The organism is Klebsiella planticola, from assembly GCF_000783935.2.
Lineage (GTDB): Bacteria > Pseudomonadota > Gammaproteobacteria > Enterobacterales > Enterobacteriaceae > Klebsiella > Klebsiella planticola.
In genome coordinates this window covers 85,749-111,026 of record NZ_CP026048.1, presented here as the reverse complement: position 1 = coordinate 111,026, position 25,278 = coordinate 85,749, and the positions used below count along the sequence as shown (strand labels likewise).

General features: G+C 50.2%; 33 protein-coding genes. All 33 read left to right on the top strand.

Annotated elements, in window-relative coordinates; all coding sequences use genetic code 11:
- The first annotated feature begins 117 nt into the window (after positions 1-117).
- The 33 genes from MC50_RS27115 (at position 118) to MC50_RS28750 (ending at position 25,232) form a co-directional block, all read left to right on the top strand.
- Positions 118-837 carry a hypothetical protein gene (locus tag MC50_RS27115; protein ID WP_015065526.1) on the top strand — a complete coding sequence of 240 codons (720 nt, stop codon included), beginning with the start codon at positions 118-120 and terminating at the stop codon, positions 835-837.
- Positions 838-1,005: 168 nt separating this feature from the next.
- Entirely contained in the window at positions 1,006-1,173 is a 168-nt protein-coding gene (locus MC50_RS27110; RefSeq protein WP_032420970.1) for a TraY domain-containing protein, read from the top strand.
- 64 nt (positions 1,174-1,237) lie between these two features.
- Positions 1,238-1,606, top strand: coding sequence for a type IV conjugative transfer system pilin TraA (traA, locus tag MC50_RS27105; protein ID WP_004194426.1), 369 nt, complete (start codon positions 1,238-1,240; stop codon positions 1,604-1,606).
- Between the two features lie 13 nt (positions 1,607-1,619).
- On the top strand, positions 1,620-1,925 hold the full coding sequence (gene traL, locus MC50_RS27100; RefSeq protein ID WP_004144424.1) for a type IV conjugative transfer system protein TraL: 306 nt from the start codon (positions 1,620-1,622) through the stop codon (positions 1,923-1,925).
- A 19-nt stretch (positions 1,926-1,944) separates the two neighbouring features.
- Positions 1,945-2,511 (top strand): type IV conjugative transfer system protein TraE, encoded by a 567-nt coding sequence (gene traE / locus MC50_RS27095; RefSeq protein WP_004144423.1) that lies wholly within the window; start codon positions 1,945-1,947, stop codon positions 2,509-2,511.
- Positions 2,498-3,238 (top strand): type-F conjugative transfer system secretin TraK, encoded by a 741-nt coding sequence (traK, locus tag MC50_RS27090; RefSeq protein ID WP_004152497.1) that lies wholly within the window; start codon positions 2,498-2,500, stop codon positions 3,236-3,238. Before traE ends, traK begins: the two co-directional genes overlap by 14 nt.
- The gene (gene traB / locus MC50_RS27085) at positions 3,238-4,662 is read left to right on the top strand and encodes an F-type conjugal transfer pilus assembly protein TraB (RefSeq protein WP_015065626.1); all 1,425 of its coding nucleotides are present in this window, start codon (positions 3,238-3,240) and stop codon (positions 4,660-4,662) included. Before traK ends, traB begins: the two co-directional genes overlap by 1 nt.
- A 73-nt stretch (positions 4,663-4,735) precedes the next feature.
- Positions 4,736-5,320: a type IV conjugative transfer system lipoprotein TraV gene (traV, locus tag MC50_RS27080; protein WP_020277945.1), complete on the top strand. Its 585-nt coding sequence runs from the start codon at positions 4,736-4,738 to the stop codon at positions 5,318-5,320.
- A 154-nt stretch (positions 5,321-5,474) separates the two neighbouring features.
- A complete protein-coding gene (locus MC50_RS28995; protein ID WP_020277946.1) occupies positions 5,475-5,873 on the top strand; it encodes a hypothetical protein in 399 nt (132 codons plus the stop codon).
- A gap of 70 nt (positions 5,874-5,943) precedes the next feature.
- Positions 5,944-6,192: a hypothetical protein gene (locus tag MC50_RS28990; protein ID WP_223175793.1), complete on the top strand. Its 249-nt coding sequence runs from the start codon at positions 5,944-5,946 to the stop codon at positions 6,190-6,192.
- Between the two features lie 23 nt (positions 6,193-6,215).
- Positions 6,216-6,434, top strand: coding sequence for a hypothetical protein (locus MC50_RS27065; RefSeq protein WP_004195468.1), 219 nt, complete (start codon positions 6,216-6,218; stop codon positions 6,432-6,434).
- Positions 6,435-6,746 (top strand): hypothetical protein, encoded by a 312-nt coding sequence (locus MC50_RS27060; protein WP_047066479.1) that lies wholly within the window; start codon positions 6,435-6,437, stop codon positions 6,744-6,746. It abuts the gene before it with no gap.
- 66 nt (positions 6,747-6,812) lie between these two features.
- Complete coding sequence (locus MC50_RS27055) at positions 6,813-7,217, top strand: hypothetical protein (RefSeq protein ID WP_004197817.1); 405 nt, start codon at positions 6,813-6,815, stop codon at positions 7,215-7,217.
- 375 nt (positions 7,218-7,592) lie between these two features.
- A complete protein-coding gene (locus tag MC50_RS27045) occupies positions 7,593-7,991 on the top strand; it encodes a hypothetical protein (RefSeq protein ID WP_023179972.1) in 399 nt (132 codons plus the stop codon).
- Positions 7,992-8,062: 71 nt separating this feature from the next.
- A complete protein-coding gene (gene traC / locus MC50_RS27040) occupies positions 8,063-10,702 on the top strand; it encodes a type IV secretion system protein TraC (RefSeq protein WP_032431388.1) in 2,640 nt (879 codons plus the stop codon).
- Positions 10,702-11,091, top strand: a complete 390-nt coding sequence (gene trbI, locus MC50_RS27035; RefSeq protein WP_032736784.1) for a type-F conjugative transfer system protein TrbI — start codon at positions 10,702-10,704, stop codon at positions 11,089-11,091. Before traC ends, trbI begins: the two co-directional genes overlap by 1 nt.
- Positions 11,091-11,717, top strand: coding sequence for a type-F conjugative transfer system protein TraW (traW, locus tag MC50_RS27030; protein ID WP_020277949.1), 627 nt, complete (start codon positions 11,091-11,093; stop codon positions 11,715-11,717). Before trbI ends, traW begins: the two co-directional genes overlap by 1 nt.
- A 41-nt stretch (positions 11,718-11,758) precedes the next feature.
- On the top strand, positions 11,759-12,148 hold the full coding sequence (locus MC50_RS27025) for a hypothetical protein (RefSeq protein ID WP_020277950.1): 390 nt from the start codon (positions 11,759-11,761) through the stop codon (positions 12,146-12,148).
- Positions 12,145-13,134, top strand: coding sequence for a conjugal transfer pilus assembly protein TraU (gene traU / locus MC50_RS27020; protein WP_009309872.1), 990 nt, complete (start codon positions 12,145-12,147; stop codon positions 13,132-13,134). Before MC50_RS27025 ends, traU begins: the two co-directional genes overlap by 4 nt.
- A 12-nt stretch (positions 13,135-13,146) precedes the next feature.
- On the top strand, positions 13,147-13,785 hold the full coding sequence (gene trbC / locus MC50_RS27015; RefSeq protein WP_015065635.1) for a type-F conjugative transfer system pilin assembly protein TrbC: 639 nt from the start codon (positions 13,147-13,149) through the stop codon (positions 13,783-13,785).
- Between the two features lie 58 nt (positions 13,786-13,843).
- Positions 13,844-15,799, top strand: coding sequence for a type-F conjugative transfer system mating-pair stabilization protein TraN (traN, locus tag MC50_RS27010; protein ID WP_020277951.1), 1,956 nt, complete (start codon positions 13,844-13,846; stop codon positions 15,797-15,799).
- 31 nt (positions 15,800-15,830) lie between these two features.
- Positions 15,831-16,085, top strand: coding sequence for a conjugal transfer protein TrbE (locus MC50_RS27005; protein ID WP_049194392.1), 255 nt, complete (start codon positions 15,831-15,833; stop codon positions 16,083-16,085).
- The gene (locus MC50_RS27000; protein WP_004152675.1) at positions 16,063-16,311 is read left to right on the top strand and encodes a hypothetical protein; all 249 of its coding nucleotides are present in this window, start codon (positions 16,063-16,065) and stop codon (positions 16,309-16,311) included. Before MC50_RS27005 ends, MC50_RS27000 begins: the two co-directional genes overlap by 23 nt.
- 12 nt (positions 16,312-16,323) lie before the next feature.
- Entirely contained in the window at positions 16,324-16,650 is a 327-nt protein-coding gene (locus MC50_RS26995) for a hypothetical protein (protein WP_004144402.1), read from the top strand.
- 20 nt (positions 16,651-16,670) lie between these two features.
- On the top strand, positions 16,671-17,423 hold the full coding sequence (gene traF / locus MC50_RS26990; protein ID WP_004152677.1) for a type-F conjugative transfer system pilin assembly protein TraF: 753 nt from the start codon (positions 16,671-16,673) through the stop codon (positions 17,421-17,423).
- A 10-nt stretch (positions 17,424-17,433) separates the two neighbouring features.
- Positions 17,434-17,673, top strand: coding sequence for a type-F conjugative transfer system pilin chaperone TraQ (gene traQ, locus MC50_RS26985; RefSeq protein WP_004144400.1), 240 nt, complete (start codon positions 17,434-17,436; stop codon positions 17,671-17,673).
- Positions 17,645-18,202, top strand: coding sequence for a type-F conjugative transfer system pilin assembly thiol-disulfide isomerase TrbB (trbB, locus tag MC50_RS26980; RefSeq protein WP_032736782.1), 558 nt, complete (start codon positions 17,645-17,647; stop codon positions 18,200-18,202). Before traQ ends, trbB begins: the two co-directional genes overlap by 29 nt.
- 45 nt (positions 18,203-18,247) lie before the next feature.
- The gene (gene trbF, locus MC50_RS26975; RefSeq protein WP_020277953.1) at positions 18,248-18,691 is read left to right on the top strand and encodes an F-type conjugal transfer protein TrbF; all 444 of its coding nucleotides are present in this window, start codon (positions 18,248-18,250) and stop codon (positions 18,689-18,691) included.
- Positions 18,669-20,048 (top strand): conjugal transfer pilus assembly protein TraH, encoded by a 1,380-nt coding sequence (traH, locus tag MC50_RS26970; RefSeq protein ID WP_014343487.1) that lies wholly within the window; start codon positions 18,669-18,671, stop codon positions 20,046-20,048. Before trbF ends, traH begins: the two co-directional genes overlap by 23 nt.
- Positions 20,048-22,897: a conjugal transfer mating-pair stabilization protein TraG gene (gene traG / locus MC50_RS26965; protein ID WP_020277954.1), complete on the top strand. Its 2,850-nt coding sequence runs from the start codon at positions 20,048-20,050 to the stop codon at positions 22,895-22,897. Before traH ends, traG begins: the two co-directional genes overlap by 1 nt.
- A gap of 2 nt (positions 22,898-22,899) precedes the next feature.
- Positions 22,900-23,433, top strand: a complete 534-nt coding sequence (locus MC50_RS26960; protein WP_080748465.1) for a conjugal transfer protein TraS — start codon at positions 22,900-22,902, stop codon at positions 23,431-23,433.
- A 185-nt stretch (positions 23,434-23,618) separates the two neighbouring features.
- Positions 23,619-24,350, top strand: coding sequence for a conjugal transfer complement resistance protein TraT (traT, locus tag MC50_RS26955; protein ID WP_004152629.1), 732 nt, complete (start codon positions 23,619-23,621; stop codon positions 24,348-24,350).
- 192 nt (positions 24,351-24,542) lie between these two features.
- A complete protein-coding gene (locus tag MC50_RS28750) occupies positions 24,543-25,232 on the top strand; it encodes a hypothetical protein (protein WP_014343485.1) in 690 nt (229 codons plus the stop codon).
- Positions 25,233-25,278 lie beyond the last annotated feature (46 nt).

Sequence of the window (25,278 nt, the reverse complement as noted above, 5' to 3'; positions counted from 1 at the left end):
AAGAATAAGGAATATAGAATACTTACAGGGTTGTAATAAAATTTGTTGAAGCGTTGACGTCCGGGGCTAGTCCCCCCGAACGTCAACTATCCATAGTGTCCTTTCCAGGAGGCGCCTATGTGTGCGAAGGATCGTAGTCATATTGCTGTGCGCAGTCAAACAGATTCCATTCATTCTATGCGCGAGATGCTTAATATTTCATCTTGCCCTGCTTTTATTCGTGATTCCCGGGGCGAAGTAATTCACACCAGCCCAACCTTTGACAAAATTTTCTTAACATCTGGTGGAACTGGAGCATTTGATACACCCAGAGCACCTGGAAGCTGGTTTCTGGATCTCTCCCTGGAGATCAAACTGGAACTGATGCAGTCAGAACTGAAATCGTTTTCAGAAGGTTCTGCTGTACTTGTTAAAAATATTTGGTTGGCAGGTTCACTTTGGACTGTTTTTATTGAAACGTTCTCGATTAATGAAGATACATACAGTAAATGGGTTTTTATAAATGAAGATGAACCGATACCTCATCCTTCAATGGAATTCAATGACTTTTCTATAAAGATGCAAAGATATATCGAAAGAATTCAGCGTTCAGCAAAGTCTGACTGGGCTATCTTTAATCTGTATGCGGTTGGGTTTTCTCATGCATGTATTTCTAAGATTACAGGTGTTGGGGTGCAAACCTCAAAAAATACAGTTAGTAAAATAAAAAAGGAACTGAGCTTTGATGATCGTGACTATATCATAATGTCCTCGATCTATACTCTAAGTTATGGAAAGTTTATATCGAATGTGGTTTCGATATTAAAAGATGGTGTTAATTTTTTGTTAAATCAATAGTACCATCGGTACTTTTGATTTGTGAAAATAATTTACTTAAGATTTCTCCTTAGTTTGTTTACTTTTAAATCCTCCAATGTAAGATTTATTAAAGGTTGGTAATCTTACTTTGGAGGTCGATTGGAAAGAGCGATTAGGAGCAACGCACGACCTGCGCCTGGAAAAAATGTGCTTTTAAAATTAGATGAAGAAACTAATCGTCGACTCATCAAAGCAAAAGACAGAAGCAGAAGAAGTAAAACAGCTGAAGCTTATTTGAGACTGAAAGATCATCTAGAACGTTTTCCGGACTTTTATAACTCGGAACTAGCCGTACCAGGAGGTGAAAAGGAATAGTGATTTAACATCATAGTCAAAAATCTGTTTTATATATCAACCATTCTTTTTAAAGGAAATAAATATGAATGCTGTATTAAGTGTTCAGGGCTCTGCTGTCTCTGAAAAAACCAAACCGTCTTTTATGTCCCGCGTTTTCAATAAAAAGAAAGCACTGAAAGTCGCTAAAGTTGCGCTACCGGTTGCTGCTGTGGCGGCGTTCTTCCCGGATGCTGCGATGGCCACCACCACGGCAACCGACCTGATGAAGTCCGGGGATGCGACCGTTAAAGGCACGTTTGGTAAGCAGTCCAGCGTCGTCAAATGGGTGGTTCTGGCAGAAGTTGTCGCCGGCGGCATCATGTACATGATGACCAAAAACGTGAAGTTCCTGTTTGGCTTCGCGATTATTTCCACCTTTATCACCATCGGTATGTCGGTCGCCGGTTACTGACAGGAAGCACGTGATGACGGGAGACGAATTAAAGCGATACCGTTTCCCGGAAACACTGACTAACCAGTCCCGCTGGTTTGGCTTATATCTCGATGAACTTATCCCGGCCGTGATTTGTCTCGGTTGGGGTTTCTGGACCAGCAAGTTCATATTTGGCATAGCTTCAGCGGTACTGGTTTTCTGGGGTATCAAGAAACTGAAAAAAGGGCGGGGCAGTTCCTGGCTACGCGACCTGATTTACTGGTATCTGCCAACCTCCCTTCTTAAAGGTTTCTTTCATGATGTTCCGGACTCCTGTTTCCGGCAGTGGATTAAATAAATCAACGGGGAAATAACATATGGAACATGGTGCCAGACAAAATACCACCCGCGTTATCGCTGTGGGATTTATCAGTCTGGGGACACTCCTGACCCTCAGTCTTGCGACCAATATTATCCAGGGCATAAATAATTACCGTCTGCAGACGGAACAGAAAGTGGCGGTGACACCGATGTTATTCCGTGCACCCTTTGCGGTGTCTCAGAACCAGGCTGACGCCTCTTATATTGAGCAGCTGGGCCTGTCCTTTGTTGCCCTGCGTCTGAATGTCACGCCGGAAACGGTTGATGCCCAGCATCAGCAGCTACTCCGGTATGTATTACCCGCCTCGCAGAACAGCCTCAAGGTCCAGCTGGCTGAAGATGCGAAACGCATTAAAGACAATAACGTTAATTCCACCTTTTATATGACGTCGATGCGTGCCTGGCCGGCAGAGAACCGCGTGGATATCCGGGGTGAGCTGAAAACGTGGATTGGGGATTCCAAACCCTACAGTGAAATTAAAAGCTATGTCATTCAGTTCAGTCGTGTCGATGGTGTCAGCTGGCTGGCGCGTTTTGGAGAAATAAATAATGAAAAAAATTAACCCGTTATTTATTTCAGGCTGTCTGCTGTTGGTCGCCCCCGCGATGTCCGCGACCCTCAGCGGTACGCTGGCGCCGACAGTGGTCCCCCTGACCAATGGTGGTCAGGCAAATATTGCCGTGAGTAACACCGACCCGAATCTGTTCACAGTACCTGGAGATCGCATCACGGCGATAAACAGCCTGGACGGTGGCCTGACAAACCAGGAGCAGACCGACAGCGGCGGTGCCATTCTGGCGACCGTCAGTAAAAAACCATTCACCTTCATTGTGGAAACCGAACGCGGGCTGAACTTCTCCATTCGTGCCGTGCCCCGTGCGGGCTCAGGCCGGACAATTCAGCTGGTCAGCGAGCTGGCGGGTACCCCCGGTCCGGCAAAAGCCTGGGAAGAGTCGAACCCCTATGAATCGTTACTGGTTTCGCTGAATCGCGCCGTGCGTCAGGGCAGCGTACCCGATGAGTATCAGTCTGTCCCCGTCACTTCTGAAGTGCTGCAGGTGCCGGCTGGTCTGCGCGCCACTGCCGACAGGGTCTGGGTCGGCCACCACCTGAAAGTCGTCCGTTACAGTCTGGACAATGTCTCCCTGTCGGCCCGTATGGTGCGTGAAAGCGATTTCTGGCAGCCCGGAACACGTGCCGTCATGTTCAGTACCCCGGCGGGCCTGCTGACTGCCGGTGGTCGCATGCAGATCTGGGTCACGACGTCAGATGAAGGAGTGAAGCGCTGATGGCCAACTTCAACACGCTGATCAAACGTAAGCAATATATCTGGCTGGGACTCATTCTGGCGGGCGGCGCGGCAGCAGTCGGAGGCGGGCTGTATCTGTCAGATCTGAACATGAGCTCTGATGAGGAAGCCCCGGCTCAGGGCGAACCCGCACCGGATATGACCGGGGTGGTCGACAGCAGCTTCAACAGTAAGGTGGAGCAGCACGCGACAACAGAAATGCAGGCGACTGCCGCTGATCTCAACAAGCGTTTTGACTCCCTGCAGGGGGAAGTGGACCTACTGAGTAAGGCGCGAACCGCTGACCAGATACGTATCGACAAGCTCAGCAGTGATAATGAAGCCATGCAGACTCAGCTGAAGGCGCTGGGCGTGAAACCGGCTGTCTCTGGTGGCGAGCCCGCGCCGACTCCTCCGTCACCGCCACCCGGTCCGGAAGGGGAGCCGCAGCCAGCCAGTTATCCGCCGCAAACCGGCGCCGCGGTACCGCCTCCGACGGCATTCTATCCGGGGAATGGTATGACACCGCCGCCGCAGGTCAGCTACCAGTCTGTACCGGTACCAAACCAGATACAGCGTAAAACGTTCAGTTACGACAAAGGAAAAAAAACGAAGTCATTGCCGTACATTCCGTCGGGGAGCTTTGCAAAAAGCATGCTTATCGAGGGGGCAGATGCCAACGCGTCTGTTACCGGGAATGAATCAACTGTACCGATGCAGTTGCGTATCACCGGTCGCGTGGAAATGCCAAACAGCAAAACCTACGACCTGACAGGGTGTTTTGTGGGCCTTGAAGCCTGGGGCGATGTCTCCAGCGAACGCGCCATCGTCCGTACCCGCAATATCAGCTGTATCAAAGGTGATAAAACCATCGATCAGCCCATTAACGGCCACGTTTCCTTTATGGGGAAAAACGGGGTTAAGGGAGAGGTGGTGATGCGTAACGGAAAAATCCTCGGCTGGGCATGGGGGGCCGGTTTTGTTGACGGGATTGGTCAGGGCATGGAACGGGCTTCACAGCCGGCTGTTGGCCTGGGGGCAACCGCATCTGTTGGCGCCGGTGACGTTCTGAAAATGGGGGTCGGCGGTGGTGCATCTAAAGCTGCGCAGACGCTGAGCGAGTACTACATCAAAAGGGCCGAGCAGTATCACCCGGTCATTCCGATTGGTGCCGGCAACGAAGTGACCGTCGTGTTCCAGGATGGATTCCAGCTGAAAACGATTGAAGAACTGGAAGCGGAAAAGAACGGGCAACAGCAGGCTCAGAATCAGGAGGCGGAGCCGGCACAGCAGGCTGATGCACATCATCAGTCAGGCGGCGGTATGAACGGATTCAATACTGACGAGATGCTGAAGAAGCTGGGCAAACTTGATCCGCGTGAGTTCTCTCCGGGCGCAGCGCCGCAGGGGGAAAATAATGGCTAGTTCGGGCGATTAAGGAAAATACCCAGCTCAGGATGAACCTGAAAAAAAAAACCGATAAATAGCGAGAAATATTATGAAGGAATTAATGCTGTTAATTCCTCTGGGCAGCGCTTTGCTCTTAACCGGGTGCGCGGGCACAGAGACTGAATTTCAATGTAATGCCACGACGTCGGATACCTGTATGACGATGGAGCAGGCAAATGAAAAAGCGAAGCTGAAGGAGGAACGCAGTGATGCAAAGCCGGCTGCGGCCGGGTTGCCACAACTGGCTGAGGGTAATTTCAGAACCACGTCAGTTAATTCGTACCCGTTGCCGCCTCAACCCAACCTGAACCGGGCCAGAGTGGCAGCGGAGAGAGAACGAGCACGTGCAGTGTACCTAAATAATCCAACGGCAAAGAATGAGGCAATATATTTCGAAACCGAGAAAAGGCTCCAGTCTTTGCCGGTAGTGAAAATGTCTTTACCAGTAGTGGCGTCAACGTTTACGTCACCGTCAACACCGCCAGGTAATTATCCCCGGCCATTAAGAAAAGGGGAGGAGACAACGTCATTGTGGATAGCGCCGTATGTGGATTCAGATGATGTATATCACCAGCCAGCAACGGTTCTTTTTGTCGTAAAACCATCGGCGTGGGGACAGCCTCGCCTTAATTGATTCACAGCGCCATTACTGGCGCTGCAGTAAGTTTTCATTTCTGAATTATAACGAGTGCCCTCTGCGTTGAAAGGGATGGGCGGTAGCGTGCTCAGACGAAGATATTACGCTCATGTATCTTTATGTAAGGGTTATTTAAAAGGGGGGGTTGAAAATGATTAATTATTTAACATTCTCTTATAGACTTGTTCGGGCTGACTCATTTTATATATTTTATTTTTTTCTCGCTATTGGCATGGGAGTGATAGTTGGATCTTTTGCATCAAGGGCGTTTGAGAGAAGGGGGTTACGTGGTTGCATGTTCTCTGGGGTTTTAATTCTTCATGTTATAACCGCTCTTGTTATTTTGTCACCAGAGGATACTTATAAAGATATGGTTTTTAGAAAAAATAATACAATGTATACGTTAACAAACTGCAAGGTGTCAGCTTTCGATGCTCAACAAGGATTTAATGGTCGCAAAGACGCCTGGTCATGTCCTGATGGAATAACCCGCTACCTTCCCGTTAAGTACAGGCCAGAGGGAAGTTCATCTGAATATAAAATGCAATGATGTTTTTAACTGAAAGCAAAGGCTGGTTATGAGTGAATTATTCAAATGTACGATGGCTGTGGTGTTTTAATTGACATATTATAGCCTGTTTTTTTCTACTGACAGTAATACAGTGCCCGAAGTTCTATCTCATCACTGGAAAAATGACTGCCGGTTGCTTGAGACTAATATTGATAAAGGGTTTTTCTCTCCAGCGCAAAATCGACTTCAGTGTAGTGATGTTATTGAAAATGTAAGCAAGTCTGATTATGACAGAGCGATAAGTGGCAATAGGCAAACAACTATCGCAGAGGCAATGAAAGAAATATTCATTCGTTAATATATAAACAGAGGCAATAAAGTATGCATGCCTTTATTTTTCTGGTGCTGATGACGCCGAGTAGTGGCGGTGGGATTTGGGATATTACTCCCATGCCTAATACAGATGTCTGCATAAAAATGCTACGGGTACTCGAAGCACGTGGGGGCAGAGGTTACGGAAGTAATACAGGAGAGTGCATTGAAATTAAAACCCGCGAGCCTTTGAGCAGCGTGATAGAAACATTGAATGAGGGTGGGTAAATGGCTGAATACCAGTTAAGTTTTGATGGTTTTGTTCGACTTTTTTTTGCAATGGCAATCATCATCTGCGGTTACGGCTATGTAATTATTGGTGTTTTTATAAGAGATACGCTTGCCTGTATTTTAATGTTGTTTGGGCTTACAGGTCTCAGTGCTTTATTTTTTTTTATGGTGTTTAAGGATAAAAACATATGGGCGGACTCTCCTGATTTGACGCTGTCAGTAATAACGGGATTTTTTACAGCCACAGTGATCTTTTATATGTTTTATGTCTTGATTTATTACTTTGATCGGATGGGGGCAGGTGAATAGTAAGACCGATGGTCAGTATTAACAATCTCACGTTATTTGAAAGTATGCAGCATAAGGAATAAGAAAGTGAAAGCGTACTATATACTTGGACATAACGTTGCATGGCTTAACGGTATATGCCTGATTCTTTTTGTTATTGGTGTGGTCGGTGCGCTGGCAATGGTTGCCATCCCTGAAAAATTCAATCTTCGAGTTAACAGAGGCGATACATTCATATACTGTGCGCTTATAGCGGTGGTTGGGTTTTCCGGGATGTTCGTTATCTCCATTCACTCATTTTCGATGGATGAACTTGAAGCAGGTAGACACTGGAAAGATGACTGCCGGACACTTGAGGTAAACATGCCGACAGGCGCTTTTACCAGCCCTGTTAATAAACTGGACTGTGATGGCATCATCATTAATGTGCCTGGTGGGCAGTATTATTCCTATATCCATCAGTGGGAATTATATAAAGCTAACTCAAAATGAAATGCTGATTAACAAACTGGATTGACCGGTAGGGATGGAACAATGGAAAGACAGCAAGAAATTGGCCAGCAATTTGGTTTTTTGATAGTTCTTCTTTTAATTGTGTTAACTGGGTATTTTTTGTGCGGTATATTGAAGATTCTCGCGATATGCAGCCCGCTACTCCAGAACAACTGCAAAGTATTATTCATTAGACACCTTGTGCAGGTGAGGCATTACGTTTAGCAATTCAAACTAACACAGTCACTTCGTCAGAGCCATTAACTTTCGGTGACGCAAAAAAGATGGCATCAGAATGCAAGTATAAAGAAGAGATTAAAGCAGTACGTGAAAAAAAACTTAACGCACTGAACGCTATGAGCAAATAATCAGGGGATGGATATGATGCTGTTTCTTCGAAAGTACGGATTTTTGTTTATACCTCCAGTCTACTGGCTCATCTATCTGGGAGCCAGACTGACTTACAATGGACTGGCAGGAGAGTTTTCTCCTGATTTCTTTCAGGGTATTCGACATGAAGGCGTCTATATTATCTGTAGTTTGTGTGTATTTTATTTTTTCTGCTTAGAGGTGGAAGTTGGTGATGGGGAGTTCTCAGCGAACATTCTGTTCCTGATTGTTTTCTTTCATGTGGTTTTATTATTTATCACTCTGCTTGTTTGTCTGTGGCAAGGGGAGGTGTTGTTGGATTCGATCTTTATGGGTCAGATTATTGCCTCCATGTGTTTATTGTTTTTTATTCCAGTGCTTTCCATTATAAGAAGGAGTTTCTAGTGCGGATATGAATATTCTTCTTGCCATTTATTACCCTTGTTATTTTGAAATGCTCTTAAAGGAACGCCCGCATGAGTAATAACATCATCGATGCCGTCACCCAGGCAGTGAATTCACTGGTATCAGCACTGAAGCTGCCCGACGAATCCGCGAAAGCCAATGACACGCTGGGCAGCATGAATTTCCCCCAGTTCAGCCGTATTTTGCCCTATAAGGATTATGATTCCGCGACCGGGCTGTTTATTAATAACAAAACCATCGGTTTTATGTTTGAGGCGCGTCCTTTACCCGGTGCGGATAAAAGTATCGTCGCCACACTGGAGCATTTACTGCGCAGCAAACTTCCCCGGGGCGTCCCGGTCAGTTTTCATCTGGTCTCCAGCAAACTGGTCGGCAATGATATCGACTACGGTCTGCGTGAATTCCGCTGGAGCGGTAAACAGGCTAAGAAGTTTAACGCCATCACCCAGGCCTACTATCTCCGGGCAGCGGAGACGAAGTTCCCCCTGCCTCCTGCACTGGATTTACCCCTGACGCTGCGAAACTACCGCGTGTACATCTCCTGCTGCGTGCCCCGGAAGAAAAACTCCACCACGCAAATTGTGGAGATGGAGAACCAGATTAAGATCCTGCGGGCGTCACTGGGCGGTGCCTATATTCCGACGCGTATCCTTGATGCTGCCGGGCTGGTCGAACTGATGCGCGAGCTGATAAACCCGGACCCGCACGAGATGTACCGCGTACCGTATAAGCTGGACCCCTATCAGGATCTGAACTATCAGTGTGTCGATGACAGCTTTGATATGCAGGTCACCGCCGGTCATCTGAAAATTGGCCGCCTGGGGCGCGACGGGAAAGAGTGCGTAACCCGGGTGACGAGCTACCATCTGGAGAGTGATCCGGAAATGGCCTTCCTCTGGACCTCCGCGGATAACTACGCCAACCTGCTTAACCCGGAGCTCTCCATCTCCTGCCCCTTTGTCATCACGCTGACGCTGATGGTGGAGGACCAGGTGAAGACCCAGAATGAAGCCAACATGAAATTCATGGACGTGGAGAAGAAAAGCAAAACCTCCTACGCGAAGTTTTTTCCGAACGTGATAAAGGAAATGCAGGAGTGGGGCGATATCCGCCAGCGACTGGCGACCAACCAGACCTCCCTGGTGTCCTACTTCTTTAATATCACCACGTACACCGCAGACAGCACAGAGGCCTCTCTCGCCGCTGAACAGCAGGTGCTCAACAGCTACCGTAAAGGCGGTTTCCAGCTGATCCCGGCCCGCTACCATCACCTGCGTAACTTTCTGGCCATGATGCCGTTCAAGTGTGGTGAGGGCCTGTTTAAAGAGCTGCAGGCGGCAGGCGTGGTGAAGCGGGCGGAGACGTTCCAGGTGGCTAACCTCCTGCCGATCGTCGCTGACAGCCCGCTGGCGCCGGCGGGACTCCTGGCGCCCACCTACCGAAATCAGCTGGCGTTCATCGACCTGTTCTACGAGGGAATGAACAATACCAATTTCAACATGGCAGTCTGCGGGACGTCCGGGGCGGGTAAAACCGGTCTGATTCAGCCCCTCATTCGCAGTGTGCTCGACTCCGGCGGGTTTGCCTGGGTGTTCGACATGGGCGATGGCTATAAGTCCCTGTGTGAAAACATGGGGGGCGTATACCTCGATGGCGATACCCTCAAGTTTAACCCGTTCGCCAACGTGCTGGATGATGCTCACTTCGACATGTCAGCAGAACGTATACGCGATCAGATGTCGGTGATGGCCAGTCCGAACGGCAACCTCGATGAAGTCCATGAAGGCCTGCTTCTGCAGGCAGTTCAGGCGGCCTGGTTAAGCAAGCGTAATCATGCACGCGTTGATGACGTAGTTCAGTTTTTACAGGACGCGAAGGACAGCGATGAATATGCTGATTCCCCGACAATCCGGGGCCGTCTGGACGAGATGATAATCCTGCTCGATCAGTACACGGTGAATGGGATCTACGGGGACTATTTCAACTCAGATAAACCAACACTTCACGATGACGCCCGGATGGTGGTACTGGAGCTCGGTGGCCTGGAGTCGCGGCCCTCTCTGCTTATCGCGGTGATGTTCTCATTGATTATTTACATCGAGAACAGGATGTATCAGTCACCGCGTGGCCTGAAAAAACTGAACGTCATCGATGAGGGCTGGAAGCTCCTTGATTTCAAGAATGAAAAAGTGGGGCAGTTTATCGAGAAAGGCTACCGTACCGCGCGTCGACATACCGGCGCATACATCACCATCACGCAAAATATCGTGGACTTCGACTCCCCGACCGCATCGAGCGCTGCACGCGCTGCCTGGGGGAACTCGTCGTACAAGGCCATTCTGAAGCAGTCAGCCAAAGAGTTTGCCAAGTATAACCAGCTGTACCCGGATCAGTTCAGCAAGCTGGAGAAAGACATGATTAACGGCTTCGGTTCGGCCAAAGAGCAGTGGTTCTCCTCTTTTATGCTGCAGGTGGAAGCGAACTGCTCCTGGCACCGCCTGTTCGTTGACCCGCTCAGCCGGGCGATGTACTCCTCCAAAGGCCCGGATTTTGAGTACATGCAAGCGCGCCGGCAGGAGGGGGTCGATATCCACGATGCGGTATACGGACTGGCGTGCCGCAACTTTAAAGACGAAATGGCAGAGCTTGAATCCCGAATACCGGTGAATGACATGGAGGATAAACAGTGATGAAAAACAACACCGAACAACCGGTCAGTACGACCTCTCATACCTTTCGCCGGATACCTGTCATCGTTGCTCTCGTGCTTTTCGCCCTGGCAACCAGCGCGTTTCTCTCACGCGTGGTTCTGGAGTACTCCACGCCGCGGGTGGTGGCTTTTGATATGAAGAAGACGCTCGACAGCTTTATGGACAGTGTGAGTCAGAAGCAGCTGACAGAGGCGCAGTCCAAAGCGCTCTCTGATCGGTTTAACGACGCGCTGGAGAAGAGTCTGGCGGAGTATCAGCAGCAGCATCATGTGGTCATTCTGGTTTCACCTGCCGTGGTTCAGGGCGCGCCCGATGTGACCCGCAACATCCAGCACGACATTGCCCGCCGGATGAAAGGAGACCAGTAATGATACGACTGAAAGACTGTCTGCTCGCCGCCTGCCTGGTATCGCCGCTGACTCAGGCGGCTGATCTCGGTACCTGGGGGGATTTATGGCCCGTCCGGGAGCAGGACATGCTGCAGCTCATCACGCAGCGTCTGCAGTCACTGCAATCCTCTGGCCAGTGGGACCAGACGATGGATGCGTTTAAGCAGCGGGTTATCGAGAACAGTCAGCGGCCGGCACCGGTGGAGGGCATTAAGCGTGCGGAGAAATACGAGCAGCGCTGGTTTGATCCCAGCATCCGCCTGACCGAAGACCTGAAGGACAATGAGGGGCGGGTGTTTGCCCGCAAGGGCGATGTGGTGAACCCGCTTAAAACCGTACCGTTTGTCCAGACCCTGTACTTCATCAATGGAGACGATGCCGACCAGCTGGCCTGGATGAAGCGTCAGGTGCCGGAAACCCTGATGAGCAAAATTATCCTGGTGCGTGGCAGTATCCCGGACACCTCCGCAGCGCTGGACAGCCGGGTCTATTTCGACCAGAACGGCGTACTGAGCAAGCGATTTGGCCTGACGGCGGTCCCGGCGCGGATCACGCCGGCGCCCTCCGGTGAACGGCTGAATATTGAGGTGTTTCCCGTCCGTTGACCCGTACGATTCCGAATTACGATTATTTGTCAGGTGATTATATGACTATTACTGAGATTACTCTCGCAGCATTAATTGTTGTTCAGTGGCTTACGGTGGTTCGACAAAATAAAGAAATTAACCACCGACGTGAATGTGAAAGGCTTCTGAAAGAAAAAATTGACGATTATGAATTACAGAATAGTCGGTATTGTCGGTATGTTGAAGGCAAAGCAAGTCATCTCATCAGCGATATGGAAAAGGATTTGGATGAGCTTTTTCTTTTAAAACCACATGATGAGGACTCGTTCTGGCGGAAGGTTTACAGACTGGAGTTTATTTCCAACGTGCTGAAGCATTTCGCTAAGGGACAGGATTTAAAAAAGCAGAAAGAAATAATCGATGGTGTAAACAACATCTGGGAAAAATACAGGGGAAGGGATAATCAATGAGAAAAATATCATTTTTGTTTATCCTCCTGTTTTTTTCGTTAGTCCCTCAGGTACATGCAGATCCGTCGTGTGAAGGTCGATTCGTCAACCCGATCACCGATGTGTGCTGGCGCTGCATATTTCCTTTATCACTCGGCAGCGTGCAGGTTGGTAAAGGCGATCTGCCTGATACCAGCAATCCGGGTAGTCCCCTGCAGCTGTGTCCGGCGCCGCCACCGATTTTTGTTCGCCCCGGCCTGGCCATCGGGTACTGGGAGCCGATGGCCATGACGGACGTCAGCCGTTCGCCTGGCTGTATGGTCAATCTGGGGGGCTTCAGTATCAATCTCGGCAAGACCGGTATGGGGACCGCGAGAAAGGACGACAAGCAGGTGAACGGCGCTTTTTATCACGTTCACTGGTACAAGTACCCGCTGACCTACTGGCTGAACATCATCACCTCCGCAGGCTGTCTGGAAGGCGGAGACATGGATATAGCCTATCTGTCCGAGATTGACCCGACCTGGGTGGACAGCAGCCTCACCACCATTCTGAATCCGGAAGCCATCCTGTTTGCCAACCCCATCGCACAGGGGGCGTGCGCGGCTGACGCTATGGCCAGCGCGTTTCATATGCCACTCGATATTCTGTTCTGGTGTGCCGGCTCTCAGGGTTCGATGTACCCGTTTAGCGGCTGGGTAAGCAACGAGTCCAGTCCGCTGCAGTCCTCGTTACTTGTCAGCGAGCGCATGGCGTACAAGCTTCACCGGCAGGGACAAATTATGGAGAGCATCGGGAAGGACAAGGCGGTCTGCTATGAGTATCCGTCCCCGATCATCCCCAAAGAGCGCTGGCGCTATCAGATGGTGAACATGTACCCGGACAGCGGCCAGTGCCATCCCGTGGGGCGCAGCGTGATGCGCTGGGAGGCCGGTAAAAATCCACCCAACACCCGTAAGAACTATGGCTATCTGATGTGGCGTAAACGCAATTGTGTCTTTCTCTGACAGGAGTCTCTCATGAAATTAATGAATCTGTTTATGGTCATGCTTTTGCTGACCGGACGAGCAGTGTTGGCTGAAACCTCCTCTGTTACAGACAGAGAATGGCTGAAGCAGCAGGAGAACCTCAGCGAACAGCTGCGCCAGCATCCGGATAAACAGCTGCAGCAGGAGCTTGAGGCGCAAATCAACCGTAATCCTCTGCCCAAATCAGACCGCCAGTTTATCGATAATCTGGTCAGTCAGCAGAAAGCGGCGAATCAGGAAAAGCCGGCAGAAGGGGCGCTGTACTTTGTCTCCTTCTCGATACCTGAAGAGGGGCTGAAGCGGATGCTGCACGAAACCCGGCAGTACGGCATTCCGGCGACACTGCGTGGGCTCGTCAATAACGACATGAAGACCACCACTGACGCGGTGCTGCAGCTGGTGAAGGATGGCGTGACCGACGGCGTGCAGATCGACCCGACACTATATACGCAGTACAGCATCCGGAGTGTGCCGTCTCTGGTGGTACGGTGTCAGGCCGGATATGACGTGGTACGCGGTAACATTCACGTCAAACAGGCGCTGGAGAAAGTCGCACAAACCGGTGACTGTGCACAGGTGGCCCGGCAGATGCTTGATGCGCCCTCGAATGCCGCCGGGAGCCAGCCATGAAAGACAGACCGTACTTCATAGCGTTACCGGAAATGGTGAGGGATGAGGGAGGGCAGAAATGAAGACGGTTATTTCCGTACTGACTGCGCATTTTTTTGTCCTGAGCGCCTTTATCTGGCTGGCATCCCCCGCCTGTGCTGACAGTGGAAGCGACTATAAAGCTGGTTCGGATTTTGCGAAACAGGTGCAGGGCAATGGTCTGAACTCACTGAAAAATTTCAGTGGTGAGCAAAACCTGCCGGGGTATACCGACAACCCGGATCAGACAAAATACTACGGCGGCGTCACTGCCAGCGGAGACAGCTCTCTGAAAAGCGATTCAGCCCTGGAGTTCAGCCAGGGAGATACCGGCAAAACGATTACGGAGTCGTTCACGAACCGGCCACCGGATCAGATATCTCAGGATGCGCCGTTTATTCAGGCCGCAAAGGATACAGAATCCCGTGCCGACAGCATTGTCGGTGATACCGGACAGTCCTGTACCGCCCAGGTTGTGAACCGCAGCGAGTTCACAAACCATACCTGCGAACGTGATCTGCAGGTGGAAAATTTTTGCACACGGGAAGCGACCCTGAAGGATAACGCCACCACGCAGAAAGTTAACCGAACCTATCAGCAGGTGGTGACGCTGAATTATGCCCGGAGTACCCGGCAATGGAGTGGCAACCTGACGATCCCGACCAACGGTCGTCTGCTGAATGCCTCGGTGGATGGTGAGCCTCTGGTGATCCCCTGGATTGAAGAATGCGATTCCGAAGGGAAGGTGCGGGATAGCTGCAAGAGTGCAGTGAGTGAAAGCCTGACCCTCTTTGAACGAACGTTCCCCATTGATGTGATCAGCTGGCCACGTTCAGAATCGATGTGTTCAGGCGGTCAGAACACGCATTGTACGAAATATACCTATGACGGGAAGGGGAAGATTCATCAGTCGTTTGGTGTGGACAAAGCGGTCACTGCTGGGCAGAACTTTTCAGTAAGCAAAACATCACGGACCGTATCATCGGCCAGCCAGAAACCCGTACAGGTCACGGTCACCCTGGTGATGGAAGAAACCGAAACCGTCTATGCACCTGAAGTCGTCTGGGTTGAAAGCTGTCCGTTCAGTAAGGATGAAGGGAAAAAAACGGGCGAGGAATGTATCAGTCCGGGAGGAACGCGAACCATCACCCTCGGAGGCAGGGATTACTCGTTCACGGAAGCATGCTGGAAATATAAGGATACCTGGCTCACGCAGCCGGCGGACAACGGCTCCTGTGAAAGCCTGATGAAAAATACGGCCTGTACTCTGTCATCCCGCCAGTGCGCCTTCTCCAGCGAGGAAGGCACGTGCCTGCATGAATATGCAACGTATTCCTGCGAAACCAGGACGAGTGGCAAGCAAATGATCTGCGGCGGTGATGTCTTCTGCCTTGATGGTGAATGTGACAAAGCCACGTCCGGGAAGAGCAACGACTTTGGGCAGGCGGTGTCTGAGCTGGCGGCACTGGCTGCCGCGGGAAAGGACGTCGCTGCACTGAACGGGGTGGATGTCCGGGCATTCACCGGAAAAGCGAAGTTCTGTAAGAAGTTTGCTGCCGGCTTCAGTAACTGCTGCAAAGACAGCGGCTGGGGCCAGGATGTGGGGCTGGCACGCTGCAGCAGCGAGGAAAAGGCGCTGGCCAAAGCGAAAAAAGACAAGCTGACGGTCAGTATAGGGGAATTCTGCTCTAAAAAGGTTCTGGGGATTTGCCTGGAGAAAAAAAGGAGCTATTGCCAGTTCGACTCAAAACTGGCGCAGATCGTTCAGCAGCAGGGAAGAAACGGTCAGCTGCATATCGGTTTTGGCGGCGCCAGCAGTCCTGACTGTCGGGGCATTACCGTCGCGGAACTCCAGGAGATTGATTTTAACAAGCTGGATTTCACCAACTTTATGGACGACCTGATGAAAAATCAAAAAATACCGGAAAACGATGTGCTCACCAATAAGACCAGAGAACGAATTAAGGAAATCATGAGTCAGCAATCCGCGCAATAAACCATGCTGCCTAATAAAGAGACCGATAATCATGAAAATGAGTTTTCACAAAAAGCCTGTTATTGATTTTGTCCTGAGATTAACGCTAACAATAATCATTATTTCTCCGGTGATTTATTTCTCCTGGGATGCCGTCAAAGGGACGTCGGGAAGTGATTATGTCGAAAGTGTGGTCTTTATTCTTATGGCTGGGTTTGCCATGTCTGTGTGTTATTTGTTTTTCTCAGTCCTGGAGAAAGTTATAAATTCAAGGAAAAGCAAAGATGAATCGATATATCACGATTGAGAAATTTATAGACATTCTGAATGAAGAGAATTTACCCCAGGAGCATCATGTTATGGTACTGGCTGTTCTTGCGGATATCTCTCTGCATACAGACAGGTTCCTGATTAACTCGTCCGAACTGGTTCAGATGGCCGCTCAGTACTCACCTGCTTTCCAGAAACTGCCAGCGGACCGGCAGGCTTTTATATCTTCAGTACTGAGCATGCCGCTATTCCTTATTATGTGACCAGGAGAGTCAATGGAAGAGAAAAAAGCATACGGGCTGGTCATGGTGTTTGTCGGGGTGTTTGTCTTTCTCCTGGTCAGCATTATGTCGTACAGCCTGTGGCGGGACAGGCAGGTTAACGCATTTATGACAACCAACCGGGCCTGGGGGATCCAGTGCGACACTGTTTCTCAGGCCGCGTGGGTGATCAGGGACGGGGAGCGGGTGGACCTTCAGATAAATCATCTGCCTCTGTACTGCAGCGGTTATCGCTTTGAAGCCCGTGATGATGCAGGAAAGGTACAGCGCCAGCTCGATAAATACAGTGTCTATCAGCATCTGTCACGCCAGTCGCATTAATTCATAAAAGGGTATTTGCCATGCGAACAATACATGCCGCCATGCTGGCGGGGTGCCTTTGCTGCGCCCTGATGCCGGCTTTCGCCAAAGACGCGGGCTGGCAGTGGTACAACGAGAAACTGAAGCCCCGTGATGAGGACAGGAAAGCCGTACCAGCGGCACCACCGCCGCAAATGGATATTCTGGAGAAACTCGCCACACTCCAGGCGGCCACCAAACGGTCGTTGTACGAAGCCATTCTGTATCCATCGTCTGAAAACTTCGTGAAGTATTTCCGGCTGCAGAACTACTGGACGCAGCAGGCAGGTTTGTTCTCGATGAGTGCGAAGAAAGCCATGCTGGAAAACCCCGAACTCGATTACAACCTGCAGTACAGCCACTACAACGGCACGGTAAAAAACCAGCTCGCTGCCGACTATGCCGAACAGCGACAGGCTATCTCCACCCTCGCACAGCACTACGGCGTGATGTTCTTCTACCGGGGCCGGGAAGCGATCGATGGCCAGCTGGTCCAGGTGATTAAAAATTTTCGCGAAACCTATGGCCTGAGCGTGATACCGGTGTCGGTTGACGGAGTGATTAACCCCATGCTGCCCGACAGCCGGACGGACCAGGGCCAGGCAGAGCAGCTTGGCGTGAAGTTCTTCCCCGCGATGATGCTGGTTAACCCGAAAAGTGGCCAGGTGAAGCCTCTCAGTTACGGCTTTATCAGTCAGGACGACCTGGCGAAACAGTTCCTCTATGTCTCCAGCGACTTTAAACCGAATTTCTAAGGAGTGTGTCATGCGAAATATTCGTTTTCCGGATTTAGATATCACCGGGATGTGGGTGCTGGCCGTGGGCGTGTTTTTCCACCTGATAGCCCGGCTTGTCAGAAAACAGCCTGAGCTGGCCGTCCAGGCCGGGGAAATCTTCGGGCTGGGTATGGTGGTGTTCGGGGGATACCGCATTCTAAACGCCCTGATTGCTGAAGCCGAAAAAGAGGAGAAAGCCTGTGAAAAACAGCCTGATGAACCTCGCTAAGACGCCGCTGGCGGCACTGGCTCTTTCCCTTGCACTGGCTGGGGTGGCACATGCGGGAACGCTCGATGAGGTGAAGTCGCTCTGGGATCCGCGGGGTATCTCCGGTACTGAAACGGCCTCCCCGCAGAGCGACACTCCCCAGGCGGTGAGCGGGGCATCTCAGCCACGCTGGTTACGACTCAGCAACGGAAAGCAGGTGGACATGCGCGACTGGAAAGTGGTGCTGTTCATGCAGGGACACTGTCCCTACTGTCATAAATTTGACCCGGTGCTGAAGCAGCTGGCCGGACAGTATGGCTTCTCCGTGTTCTCTTACACCATTGACGGACAGGGTGATGACGCGTTTCCGGAAGCGCTGCCGGCGCCTCCTGACGTGATGCAGACCTTTTTCCCCAATATCCCGGTGGCCACGCCGACTACGTTTCTGGTGAACGTAAACACGCTGGCAGCGTACCCGATCCTGCAGGGCGCCACGGATGCACAGGGCTTTATGGCCAGAGTGGATACGGTATTTCAGATGATGCACTGAGTCTCTGTTATATCCGGTCTTAGCAAGTGATTAAGGAAAATAGCCATGAACAAATATATACGTTCGACGGGACTGTATGCGTTTTTATTTCCAGCCAGTTTAAAAGCACCCGGGCAGACAGCAGAAGAAAAAATAGAACAACTGAAGCCGGAATTTATCCACCGGGAAAGGCGTCTGGAAATCTATCTGGAATTATTCATTGTGTTTCTCACTGCAGGTGCTCTGCTGTTATGGATAATGAGATTTTTATTTAATCTCTGCGTGGATGACTGGATAGCCAGCGGTGACCTGCGAGTAAAAGACCTGTGGAATATTATGATGTACGCCATCCCTTATGCGCTGATCGCTGTTGGGGTGGGGTTCTTTGTTGCCGGAGTGACATTAGCGATCCGCAATTTTTTCAGTTATCACCTTAAGACCCTTTTTATTATGAGAAATGACAGAGTTAAAAAGAATGCTGTGCGTAATGGAGGACAGGATGCGAATTAAACTTCTGTCACTTTTCTGCGGTGCCGCGCTTGGCCTGTCATTTAGCGCCGCCGCCGATGTGAATGGCGACATGAATAACTTCTTCAATAAGCTCGGGTTTGCGTCCAATACCAGCCAGCCACAGGTCTGGCAGGGGCAGGCGGCGGGTTATGCCTCTGGCGGTTCGCTGTATGCCAGAACGCAGGTGAAAACGATCCAGCTGGTCAGCATGACCCTGCCGGATATTAACGCCGGCTGCGGCGGCATCGATGCGTACCTGGGATCGTTCTCCTTTATCAACAGCGAGCAGCTGCAGCGCTTTGGCAAACAAATTATGTCCAACGCCGCGGGTTACTTCTTTGACCTTGCCCTGCAGACCACGGTTCCGGAGATCAAAACCGCAAAGGACTTCCTTCAAAAGATGGCCACTGACATGAACAGCATGAACCTCAGTTCCTGCCAGGCTGCTCAGGGAATTGTGGGTGGCCTGTTTCCTCGTACCCAGGTCGCTCAACAAAAGGTCTGCCAGGACATTGCCGGTGAAAGCAATATCTTTTCGGACTGGGCCGCCTCGCGCCAGGGTTGTACGGTGGGCGGCAAGATGGACAGCGTCCAGGATAAGGCCAGCGATAAAGACAAAGAACGTGTGATGAAGAACATTAACATCATGTGGAATGCCTTATCGAAGAACCGGCTCTTTGATGGCAATAAGGAGCTGAAAGAGTTTGTGATGACCCTGACCGGTACGCTGATTTTTGGTGAGAACAGTGAGATCACCCCGTTGCCGGCACGCACCACTGACCAGGATCTGATTAAAGCCATGATGGAGGGCGGCACAGCTAAAATCTACCACTGCAATGACTCGGATAAATGTCTCAAGGTCGTTGCTGATGCGACCGTAACCATCACCGCCAATAAGGCGCTCAAAAATCAGATTCGCGCTTTGTTGAGCAGTATCCAGAATAAAGCGGTGGCTGATGAAAAACTGACAGAGCAGGAGAAAGGGTTTATCTCCAGCACCACCATTCCGGTGTTCAAATACCTGGTCGATCCGCAGATGCTCGGGGTGTCTAACTCACTTATTTACCAGCTGACGGACTATATCGGCTACGACATCCTGCTGCAGTACATTCAGGAACTTATCCAGCAGGCCCGGGCGATGATCTCAACCGGTAATTATCCCCAGTCGACAATGGATATGATCATGGAAAATCTCAACCAGGCGAGTGTGCAAATTGCCGCTTTCCAGTCCCGTGTTCAGGTCCAGCAGGACGCCTTGCTTGTGGTTGACAGACAAATGAGTTACATGCGCCAGCAGGTCTCTGCCCGCATGATGACCCGCTACCAGAATAACTATCATTTTGGGGGGAATCTGTAATGCTTGAGATATATGCCATTGCTGGCGGCGACTGGTTACGGGGCAACCTGAACGCGATTGCGGCGTTTATGGGGACCAGCACATGGTCGACTATAGAAAAGATGTGTATCGCCATCTCGGTACTCATTGTGGCGGGGAACTGGGTAAAAAAACACAACGTAATGGACCTTATTGGCTGGGTCTTTTCCCTCACCCTGGTCTCTATGCTGGTTGTCATTCGTACCCCTGTGCAGATCATCGATTACAGTAACGTTGCGCAGGTCTATGAAGTCGATAATGTTCCTATTGGTCTTGCCATTCCTGCGTCGCTGACAACACGGGTAGGAAACGCGCTTATCCAGAGTTATGAGATGGTCTTCGCGCTGCCGGACAGCGTCACGTACAGTAAAACGGGGATGTTATTTGGCAGTAATCTGGTCGCGAAAAGTACGGATTTTTTGTCACAAAATCCTCAGATTACGACGCTGTTTTCCGATTACGTACAAAACTGTGTGATGGGCGATATTTTCCTCAATCATAAGTACTCTTTTGAAGAATTACTGAATTCACCTGATCCGTATACCCTGATTTTTGCAAACCCAAGCCCACTGCGTGGCGTGTTTGATAAAAACAACCAGTTCCAGACATGCGAAGAGGCCTCACGGGATCTGAAATCGGCTCTTGCGCTTGATACTCAGACAGGCGGGAAAACCTGGAACTACTATGTTCGTCAGCTGTTTGGCGGCAAACCTAATCCCGATCTGCTTTTCAGCCAGATGATTGGCGACAGCTACAATTACTTCTACAGCTCGGGACAGAGCGCCGGGCAGATTATCCGCCAGAACGTCACGATGAACGCCCTGCGCAGTGGGATCCAGAGTTATGCGGCCCGCAGCGGGGACACCGCCAGTCTGGTCAATATGGCTAACACATCATCCCTTGAAAAGCAGCGGCTGGCACAGGCCACAATGGGGCACCAGGCGCTTCGCGCACTTCCACTGATGCAGACCGTCATTATGGGTTTAATGATTGGGATGTTCCCGATCATGGTGATGGCTGCCATGTTTAACATGATGACGCTGCAGGTGCTTAAAGGGTATGTGTTTGCGCTTATCTGGCTGCAGACGTGGCCATTACTGTTCGCCATCCTGAACAGCGCGATGGCCTACTATGCGAAGCAAAATGGCGTGCCGGTTGTTCTCTCTGAGTTGTCGCAGGTTCAGCTCAAAAACTCGGATATTGCGACCACCGCGGGTTATATTGCCGTGATGATACCGCCCTTGTCGTGGGGGATCGTGAAGAGCATGGGGGCCGCTTTCTCCAGTGCCTACAGCCATTTTTCTTCTTCGGGGCTCAGTGCAACATCGCAGGCGGCCTCCGGCGTGGTGGACGGGAATTACTCTTTCGCCAACATGCAGATGGAGAACGTCAGCGGCTACAGCTGGGGTACCAACAGTACAACCAGTTTCGGACAGATGTCGCGGCAGCTGGCGAATGGGGGTATGAGCACGCAGACGCGGGATGGATCGATGGTCTGGGACAGTGGTGGTGCAATGTCAAAACTGCCGGTGGATATCAACGTCGGTCGTCAGATAGCCAGTGCGCAGCAACAGATGGCCCGTGAGGCTGATGTCCAGGCCGAAAGCGCGCTGCATGGCTATAACAGCAGCGTGACAAGTGCCTGGAATAGTCTGCAGCAATTTGGCACCAATAAAGGGAACAGCACATCAACAACGACTGGGGCCGATACTACCGAGTCTTCGCAGGATTCGATGGCCAGAAGCAAGATGTGGAATGCGGTTGTTGCTAATGCGAAAGCCAACAACATCAGTAATGAGGAGTCTTTCCAGCAGTTGATGGATGATTCATCGAAAAGAACTCAATCATTTGATGCACATGTATCTGGTAAATGGAGTTCTGGGGATCAGCTGTTTGGCAAGTTAGGAAAGTGGGGCAGTGGTTTTTCTGCTGAAGTTGGTGGTAAAGGAAGTGCAGGCTGGGGACACAGCTCAGGTAATACAGATAACGTTGGAACTTCCGGTAGGGAATCGAATGACAGCCGACATGATACCAGCAGTCAGGCGGCCAAAGACTTTAAGGAAGCATCCGATTACTTTACCAGCCGCAAAACCACCACATCGGGCAATATTACCGATAATAATGCCAGCTCGCGTGTTGACCAGTTTGCCGCGTCACTCTCCAGTGCCAAAAACAGCTATGACCAGTATACAAGCAGCCGGACACGCAGCCATGAGTACAGTGAGATGGCATCACGCACAGAGAGCATGACTGGCCAGATGAACGAAAACCTGACTCAGCAGTTTGCGAACTTTGTTCAGCATCGTGCTCCACAGGATGCCGAAGCCATTCTGACCAATACCAGTTCTCCTGAAATTGCGGCGCAGCGTGAAGCCCTGGCGCGTGAATTCGTCAAAGAGCAGGTAGAACCCAGGGTTGATGCTGCGTATCAACAGGGGCGTGAAAGCATCGGACAGAATATGGCTGGGGTGTCAGATGGTGGTGACAATGGTTCGGTAATGGCCGACTACGGACAAAATTCTCGTCGTATCGATGTTATGACACAAGATGCGGGTATTAAGGATAACGTGGGTCAGAAGGTGGATAGGATGATTACAGAGAATAAACAACAGCATCAGGAAACCCGCGAAAACATACAACGGCAAGGCGCAGAGGTGAAAAGTGAAAATGCTGAAATGGAAAAGAACCATAAAACTAAAGCAAATGAGTTTAAAGGTGATTATAATGAAAGAAAGAGTAAGGTAAATTCTTTACCTGGAGCTGACTCTCAGGCTGAGTTAGAGGAAAAAGCGGCGAAAACGCAAAAGGATTTTCTTGATGGGAAAAGATGAAAATGATGATGACCAATAAAATCCTCATTGAAGAAGTAGATGAGCTGAAAAATGTGTTTTCACGAGGTGAAATGGAGATACCATCTTTTTGGTCATGTCTATGGCCTGGAGTAATTGTTGCCGCCTGGAATATGATTTGCGCCCTAATTAGTGTAGGGGGCGGGTATTTGTCTGTTAAGTTCATATTTTGGGTGTTGGTGTTCCCCGGTGTTATAAGTCTTATTGTTCTGCTTGGTGTGGCAAGTGCGCGTTCACTTTTTTTATCTGTTCCCAGAACCTATAGAATGCGCTCGCAGGTATATCGGTTTATATCTAGAAAAGTTATGGTCTATGCACTTGTGTATATGGCTTTAATTCTAGCGCTTGCACTATTTAATAGAGTGTATTATGCCTCTCCATTTCCTTTTTCGTTCATGATTCTTATTGCGACGATTTTTGTATGGTTTGTTATGAATATTGATTTTGGACGATATCAATTTTCGGTACTCTCATCTGCGATAAACTCTTTCAGAGCAGAAAAGTTGGGGGGGGGATGATCCAGAGGCAACCTATCAATTATGGTGGTTTGTTAACAGCCTAAAAGTTTCCTTTGTTATTATTGATTTCTCAGGCTGTAATTAGTTTTCACATCTCGCTTAAAATTCGTATATAGTGAATGCGCATTCCGAAATCATAAGAGAATGTGTATTCACTCGTATTGATTATGTCACAAGGATTCAGGATGAAGCTTAATAAAGTCATGGCTGTGATGGTCGTCAGCTCTGCTCTGGTGTTGTCTGGATGTAGTGCAATGGGAACCGCTATTAAAAAGAGAAATCTGGAAGTAAAAACCCAGATGAGCGAAACAATCTGGCTGGAACCTTCAAATAATAAGACGGTTTATCTGCAAATCAAAAATACCTCCGATAAGGATATGAGTGGCCTGCAGGCAAAAATTGCCAGCGCTGTCACTTCAAAGGGATATCAGGTCGTCAGTAACCCCGATACGGCGGGCTACTGGATCCAGGCGAATGTGCTCAAGGCCGATAAAATGGACCTTCGTGAGTCTCAGGGCTGGTTAAGCCGGGGTTATGAGGGCGCTGTGACTGGCGCCGCTCTTGGGGCGGGGATTACCGCTTACAACTCCAGTTCCGCGGGAGCAACCCTGGGAGTAGGGCTTGCAGCCGGTCTGGTCGGAATGGCGGCTGACGCGATGGTGGAAGATGTGAACTACACCATGATAACCGATGTTCAGATCGCGGAAAGAACCAAAACACAGGTTCAGACTGATAACGTGGCCGTATTACGTCAGGGAACATCCGGCGCAAAAGTGCAGACAAGTACTGAAACGGGTAATCAGCATAAATACCAGACTCGCGTCGTCTCTAACGCGAATAAAGTTAACCTCAAGTTCCCTGAAGCCCAGCCTGTTCTTGAAGACCAGCTGGCAAAATCGATCGCTAATATCCTGTAAGCGTTCTATTCCACGGCCCGGGTACTCCGGGCCAGACTGGCATCACCTTTCCGGCGTGTCAGAATTCATTCGTCAAATAATCAGTTAATTCCACATCTAAACGGTGAACAGTTGCGCAATTTATTTGTGCATCTGTGAGGCGTTGCCGCCTTCGGCGGAGTCTTTTCGTCTTTATTTGAACAGAGGTTATTTATGACAATATCTGTGCCTGTCAGGTCTCTTGATACACATGAACTGATGCCTGGCGATATTTACCCACATCCTGCGGCGGGGGGCATTTATTCTCTGTCACATCGCGAGGTCTGTTCTCTCTTCAGTGACCACATCATGTATATCTGCAGCGCGTTAGTTATTCTTCTGCTTGTTTTCATCGCAGGTGTCTTTTTCCGAAAAATAATGACGTCTTCCGTGGAGCGTAAGCGAAACACGGCGTCAGTTATTTCCGATGCAAAGCCAGAAGTACAGAGCAAACCGGAATACTTCCATCTTTCCATATGTGTGGAAGGCCCGGCCAGCACGGATGACTCCGCCTTGTCCTCTCTTGCCTCCCGTGTTGTCCGCGAAGCAGAAAATCTGTATATCCCCGGCGTCAATCGCCGCGACAGCGCTGACGACGTGTTTGCCTGGTCCGTGCAGACTCAGTTTCCTTCTGACAGGCTCTTCGGCACACGGATTTTCCCGTCAACCGGCTGGTTTGAACGTCCGGATATGATTAAACATCCGGTGAAATGCTACTGCGTCTGCCTGCAGTACACGACTGAAACATTGCCATCCACACTGTATGCCCTGGTCGATGAGGCCGGACGGCAGGTGGCGAAGTCGTATATTAAAGGCGGGCACTGCCCTGGCTCAGAGGGCTATACCTTCTGCATAACCTCTTAATAGAAGTCAGTATCCGGCCTGGCCATCAATGGATCCGGGCATGACT

What these genes read in the sequence shown, in the direction of transcription:
- MC50_RS27115 (WP_015065526.1), top strand. Translation starts at nt 118, where the DNA reads ATGTGTGCGAAGGATCGTAGTCATATTGCTGTGCGCAGTCAAACAGAT.
- traA (WP_004194426.1), top strand. Translation starts at nt 1,238, where the DNA reads ATGAATGCTGTATTAAGTGTTCAGGGCTCTGCTGTCTCTGAAAAAACC.
- traL (WP_004144424.1), top strand. Translation starts at nt 1,620, where the DNA reads ATGACGGGAGACGAATTAAAGCGATACCGTTTCCCGGAAACACTGACT.
- traE (WP_004144423.1), top strand. Translation starts at nt 1,945, where the DNA reads ATGGAACATGGTGCCAGACAAAATACCACCCGCGTTATCGCTGTGGGA.
- traK (WP_004152497.1), top strand. Translation starts at nt 2,498, where the DNA reads ATGAAAAAAATTAACCCGTTATTTATTTCAGGCTGTCTGCTGTTGGTC.
- traB (WP_015065626.1), top strand. Translation starts at nt 3,238, where the DNA reads ATGGCCAACTTCAACACGCTGATCAAACGTAAGCAATATATCTGGCTG.
- traV (WP_020277945.1), top strand. Translation starts at nt 4,736, where the DNA reads ATGAAGGAATTAATGCTGTTAATTCCTCTGGGCAGCGCTTTGCTCTTA.
- MC50_RS28995 (WP_020277946.1), top strand. Translation starts at nt 5,475, where the DNA reads ATGATTAATTATTTAACATTCTCTTATAGACTTGTTCGGGCTGACTCA.
- MC50_RS27065 (WP_004195468.1), top strand. Translation starts at nt 6,216, where the DNA reads ATGCATGCCTTTATTTTTCTGGTGCTGATGACGCCGAGTAGTGGCGGT.
- MC50_RS27060 (WP_047066479.1), top strand. Translation starts at nt 6,435, where the DNA reads ATGGCTGAATACCAGTTAAGTTTTGATGGTTTTGTTCGACTTTTTTTT.
- MC50_RS27045 (WP_023179972.1), top strand. Translation starts at nt 7,593, where the DNA reads ATGGATATGATGCTGTTTCTTCGAAAGTACGGATTTTTGTTTATACCT.
- traC (WP_032431388.1), top strand. Translation starts at nt 8,063, where the DNA reads ATGAGTAATAACATCATCGATGCCGTCACCCAGGCAGTGAATTCACTG.
- trbI (WP_032736784.1), top strand. Translation starts at nt 10,702, where the DNA reads ATGAAAAACAACACCGAACAACCGGTCAGTACGACCTCTCATACCTTT.
- traW (WP_020277949.1), top strand. Translation starts at nt 11,091, where the DNA reads ATGATACGACTGAAAGACTGTCTGCTCGCCGCCTGCCTGGTATCGCCG.
- MC50_RS27025 (WP_020277950.1), top strand. Translation starts at nt 11,759, where the DNA reads ATGACTATTACTGAGATTACTCTCGCAGCATTAATTGTTGTTCAGTGG.
- traU (WP_009309872.1), top strand. Translation starts at nt 12,145, where the DNA reads ATGAGAAAAATATCATTTTTGTTTATCCTCCTGTTTTTTTCGTTAGTC.
- trbC (WP_015065635.1), top strand. Translation starts at nt 13,147, where the DNA reads ATGAAATTAATGAATCTGTTTATGGTCATGCTTTTGCTGACCGGACGA.
- traN (WP_020277951.1), top strand. Translation starts at nt 13,844, where the DNA reads ATGAAGACGGTTATTTCCGTACTGACTGCGCATTTTTTTGTCCTGAGC.
- MC50_RS27005 (WP_049194392.1), top strand. Translation starts at nt 15,831, where the DNA reads ATGAAAATGAGTTTTCACAAAAAGCCTGTTATTGATTTTGTCCTGAGA.
- MC50_RS27000 (WP_004152675.1), top strand. Translation starts at nt 16,063, where the DNA reads ATGAATCGATATATCACGATTGAGAAATTTATAGACATTCTGAATGAA.
- MC50_RS26995 (WP_004144402.1), top strand. Translation starts at nt 16,324, where the DNA reads ATGGAAGAGAAAAAAGCATACGGGCTGGTCATGGTGTTTGTCGGGGTG.
- traF (WP_004152677.1), top strand. Translation starts at nt 16,671, where the DNA reads ATGCGAACAATACATGCCGCCATGCTGGCGGGGTGCCTTTGCTGCGCC.
- traQ (WP_004144400.1), top strand. Translation starts at nt 17,434, where the DNA reads ATGCGAAATATTCGTTTTCCGGATTTAGATATCACCGGGATGTGGGTG.
- trbF (WP_020277953.1), top strand. Translation starts at nt 18,248, where the DNA reads ATGAACAAATATATACGTTCGACGGGACTGTATGCGTTTTTATTTCCA.
- traH (WP_014343487.1), top strand. Translation starts at nt 18,669, where the DNA reads ATGGAGGACAGGATGCGAATTAAACTTCTGTCACTTTTCTGCGGTGCC.
- traG (WP_020277954.1), top strand. Translation starts at nt 20,048, where the DNA reads ATGCTTGAGATATATGCCATTGCTGGCGGCGACTGGTTACGGGGCAAC.
- MC50_RS26960 (WP_080748465.1), top strand. Translation starts at nt 22,900, where the DNA reads ATGATGATGACCAATAAAATCCTCATTGAAGAAGTAGATGAGCTGAAA.
- traT (WP_004152629.1), top strand. Translation starts at nt 23,619, where the DNA reads ATGAAGCTTAATAAAGTCATGGCTGTGATGGTCGTCAGCTCTGCTCTG.
- MC50_RS28750 (WP_014343485.1), top strand. Translation starts at nt 24,543, where the DNA reads ATGACAATATCTGTGCCTGTCAGGTCTCTTGATACACATGAACTGATG.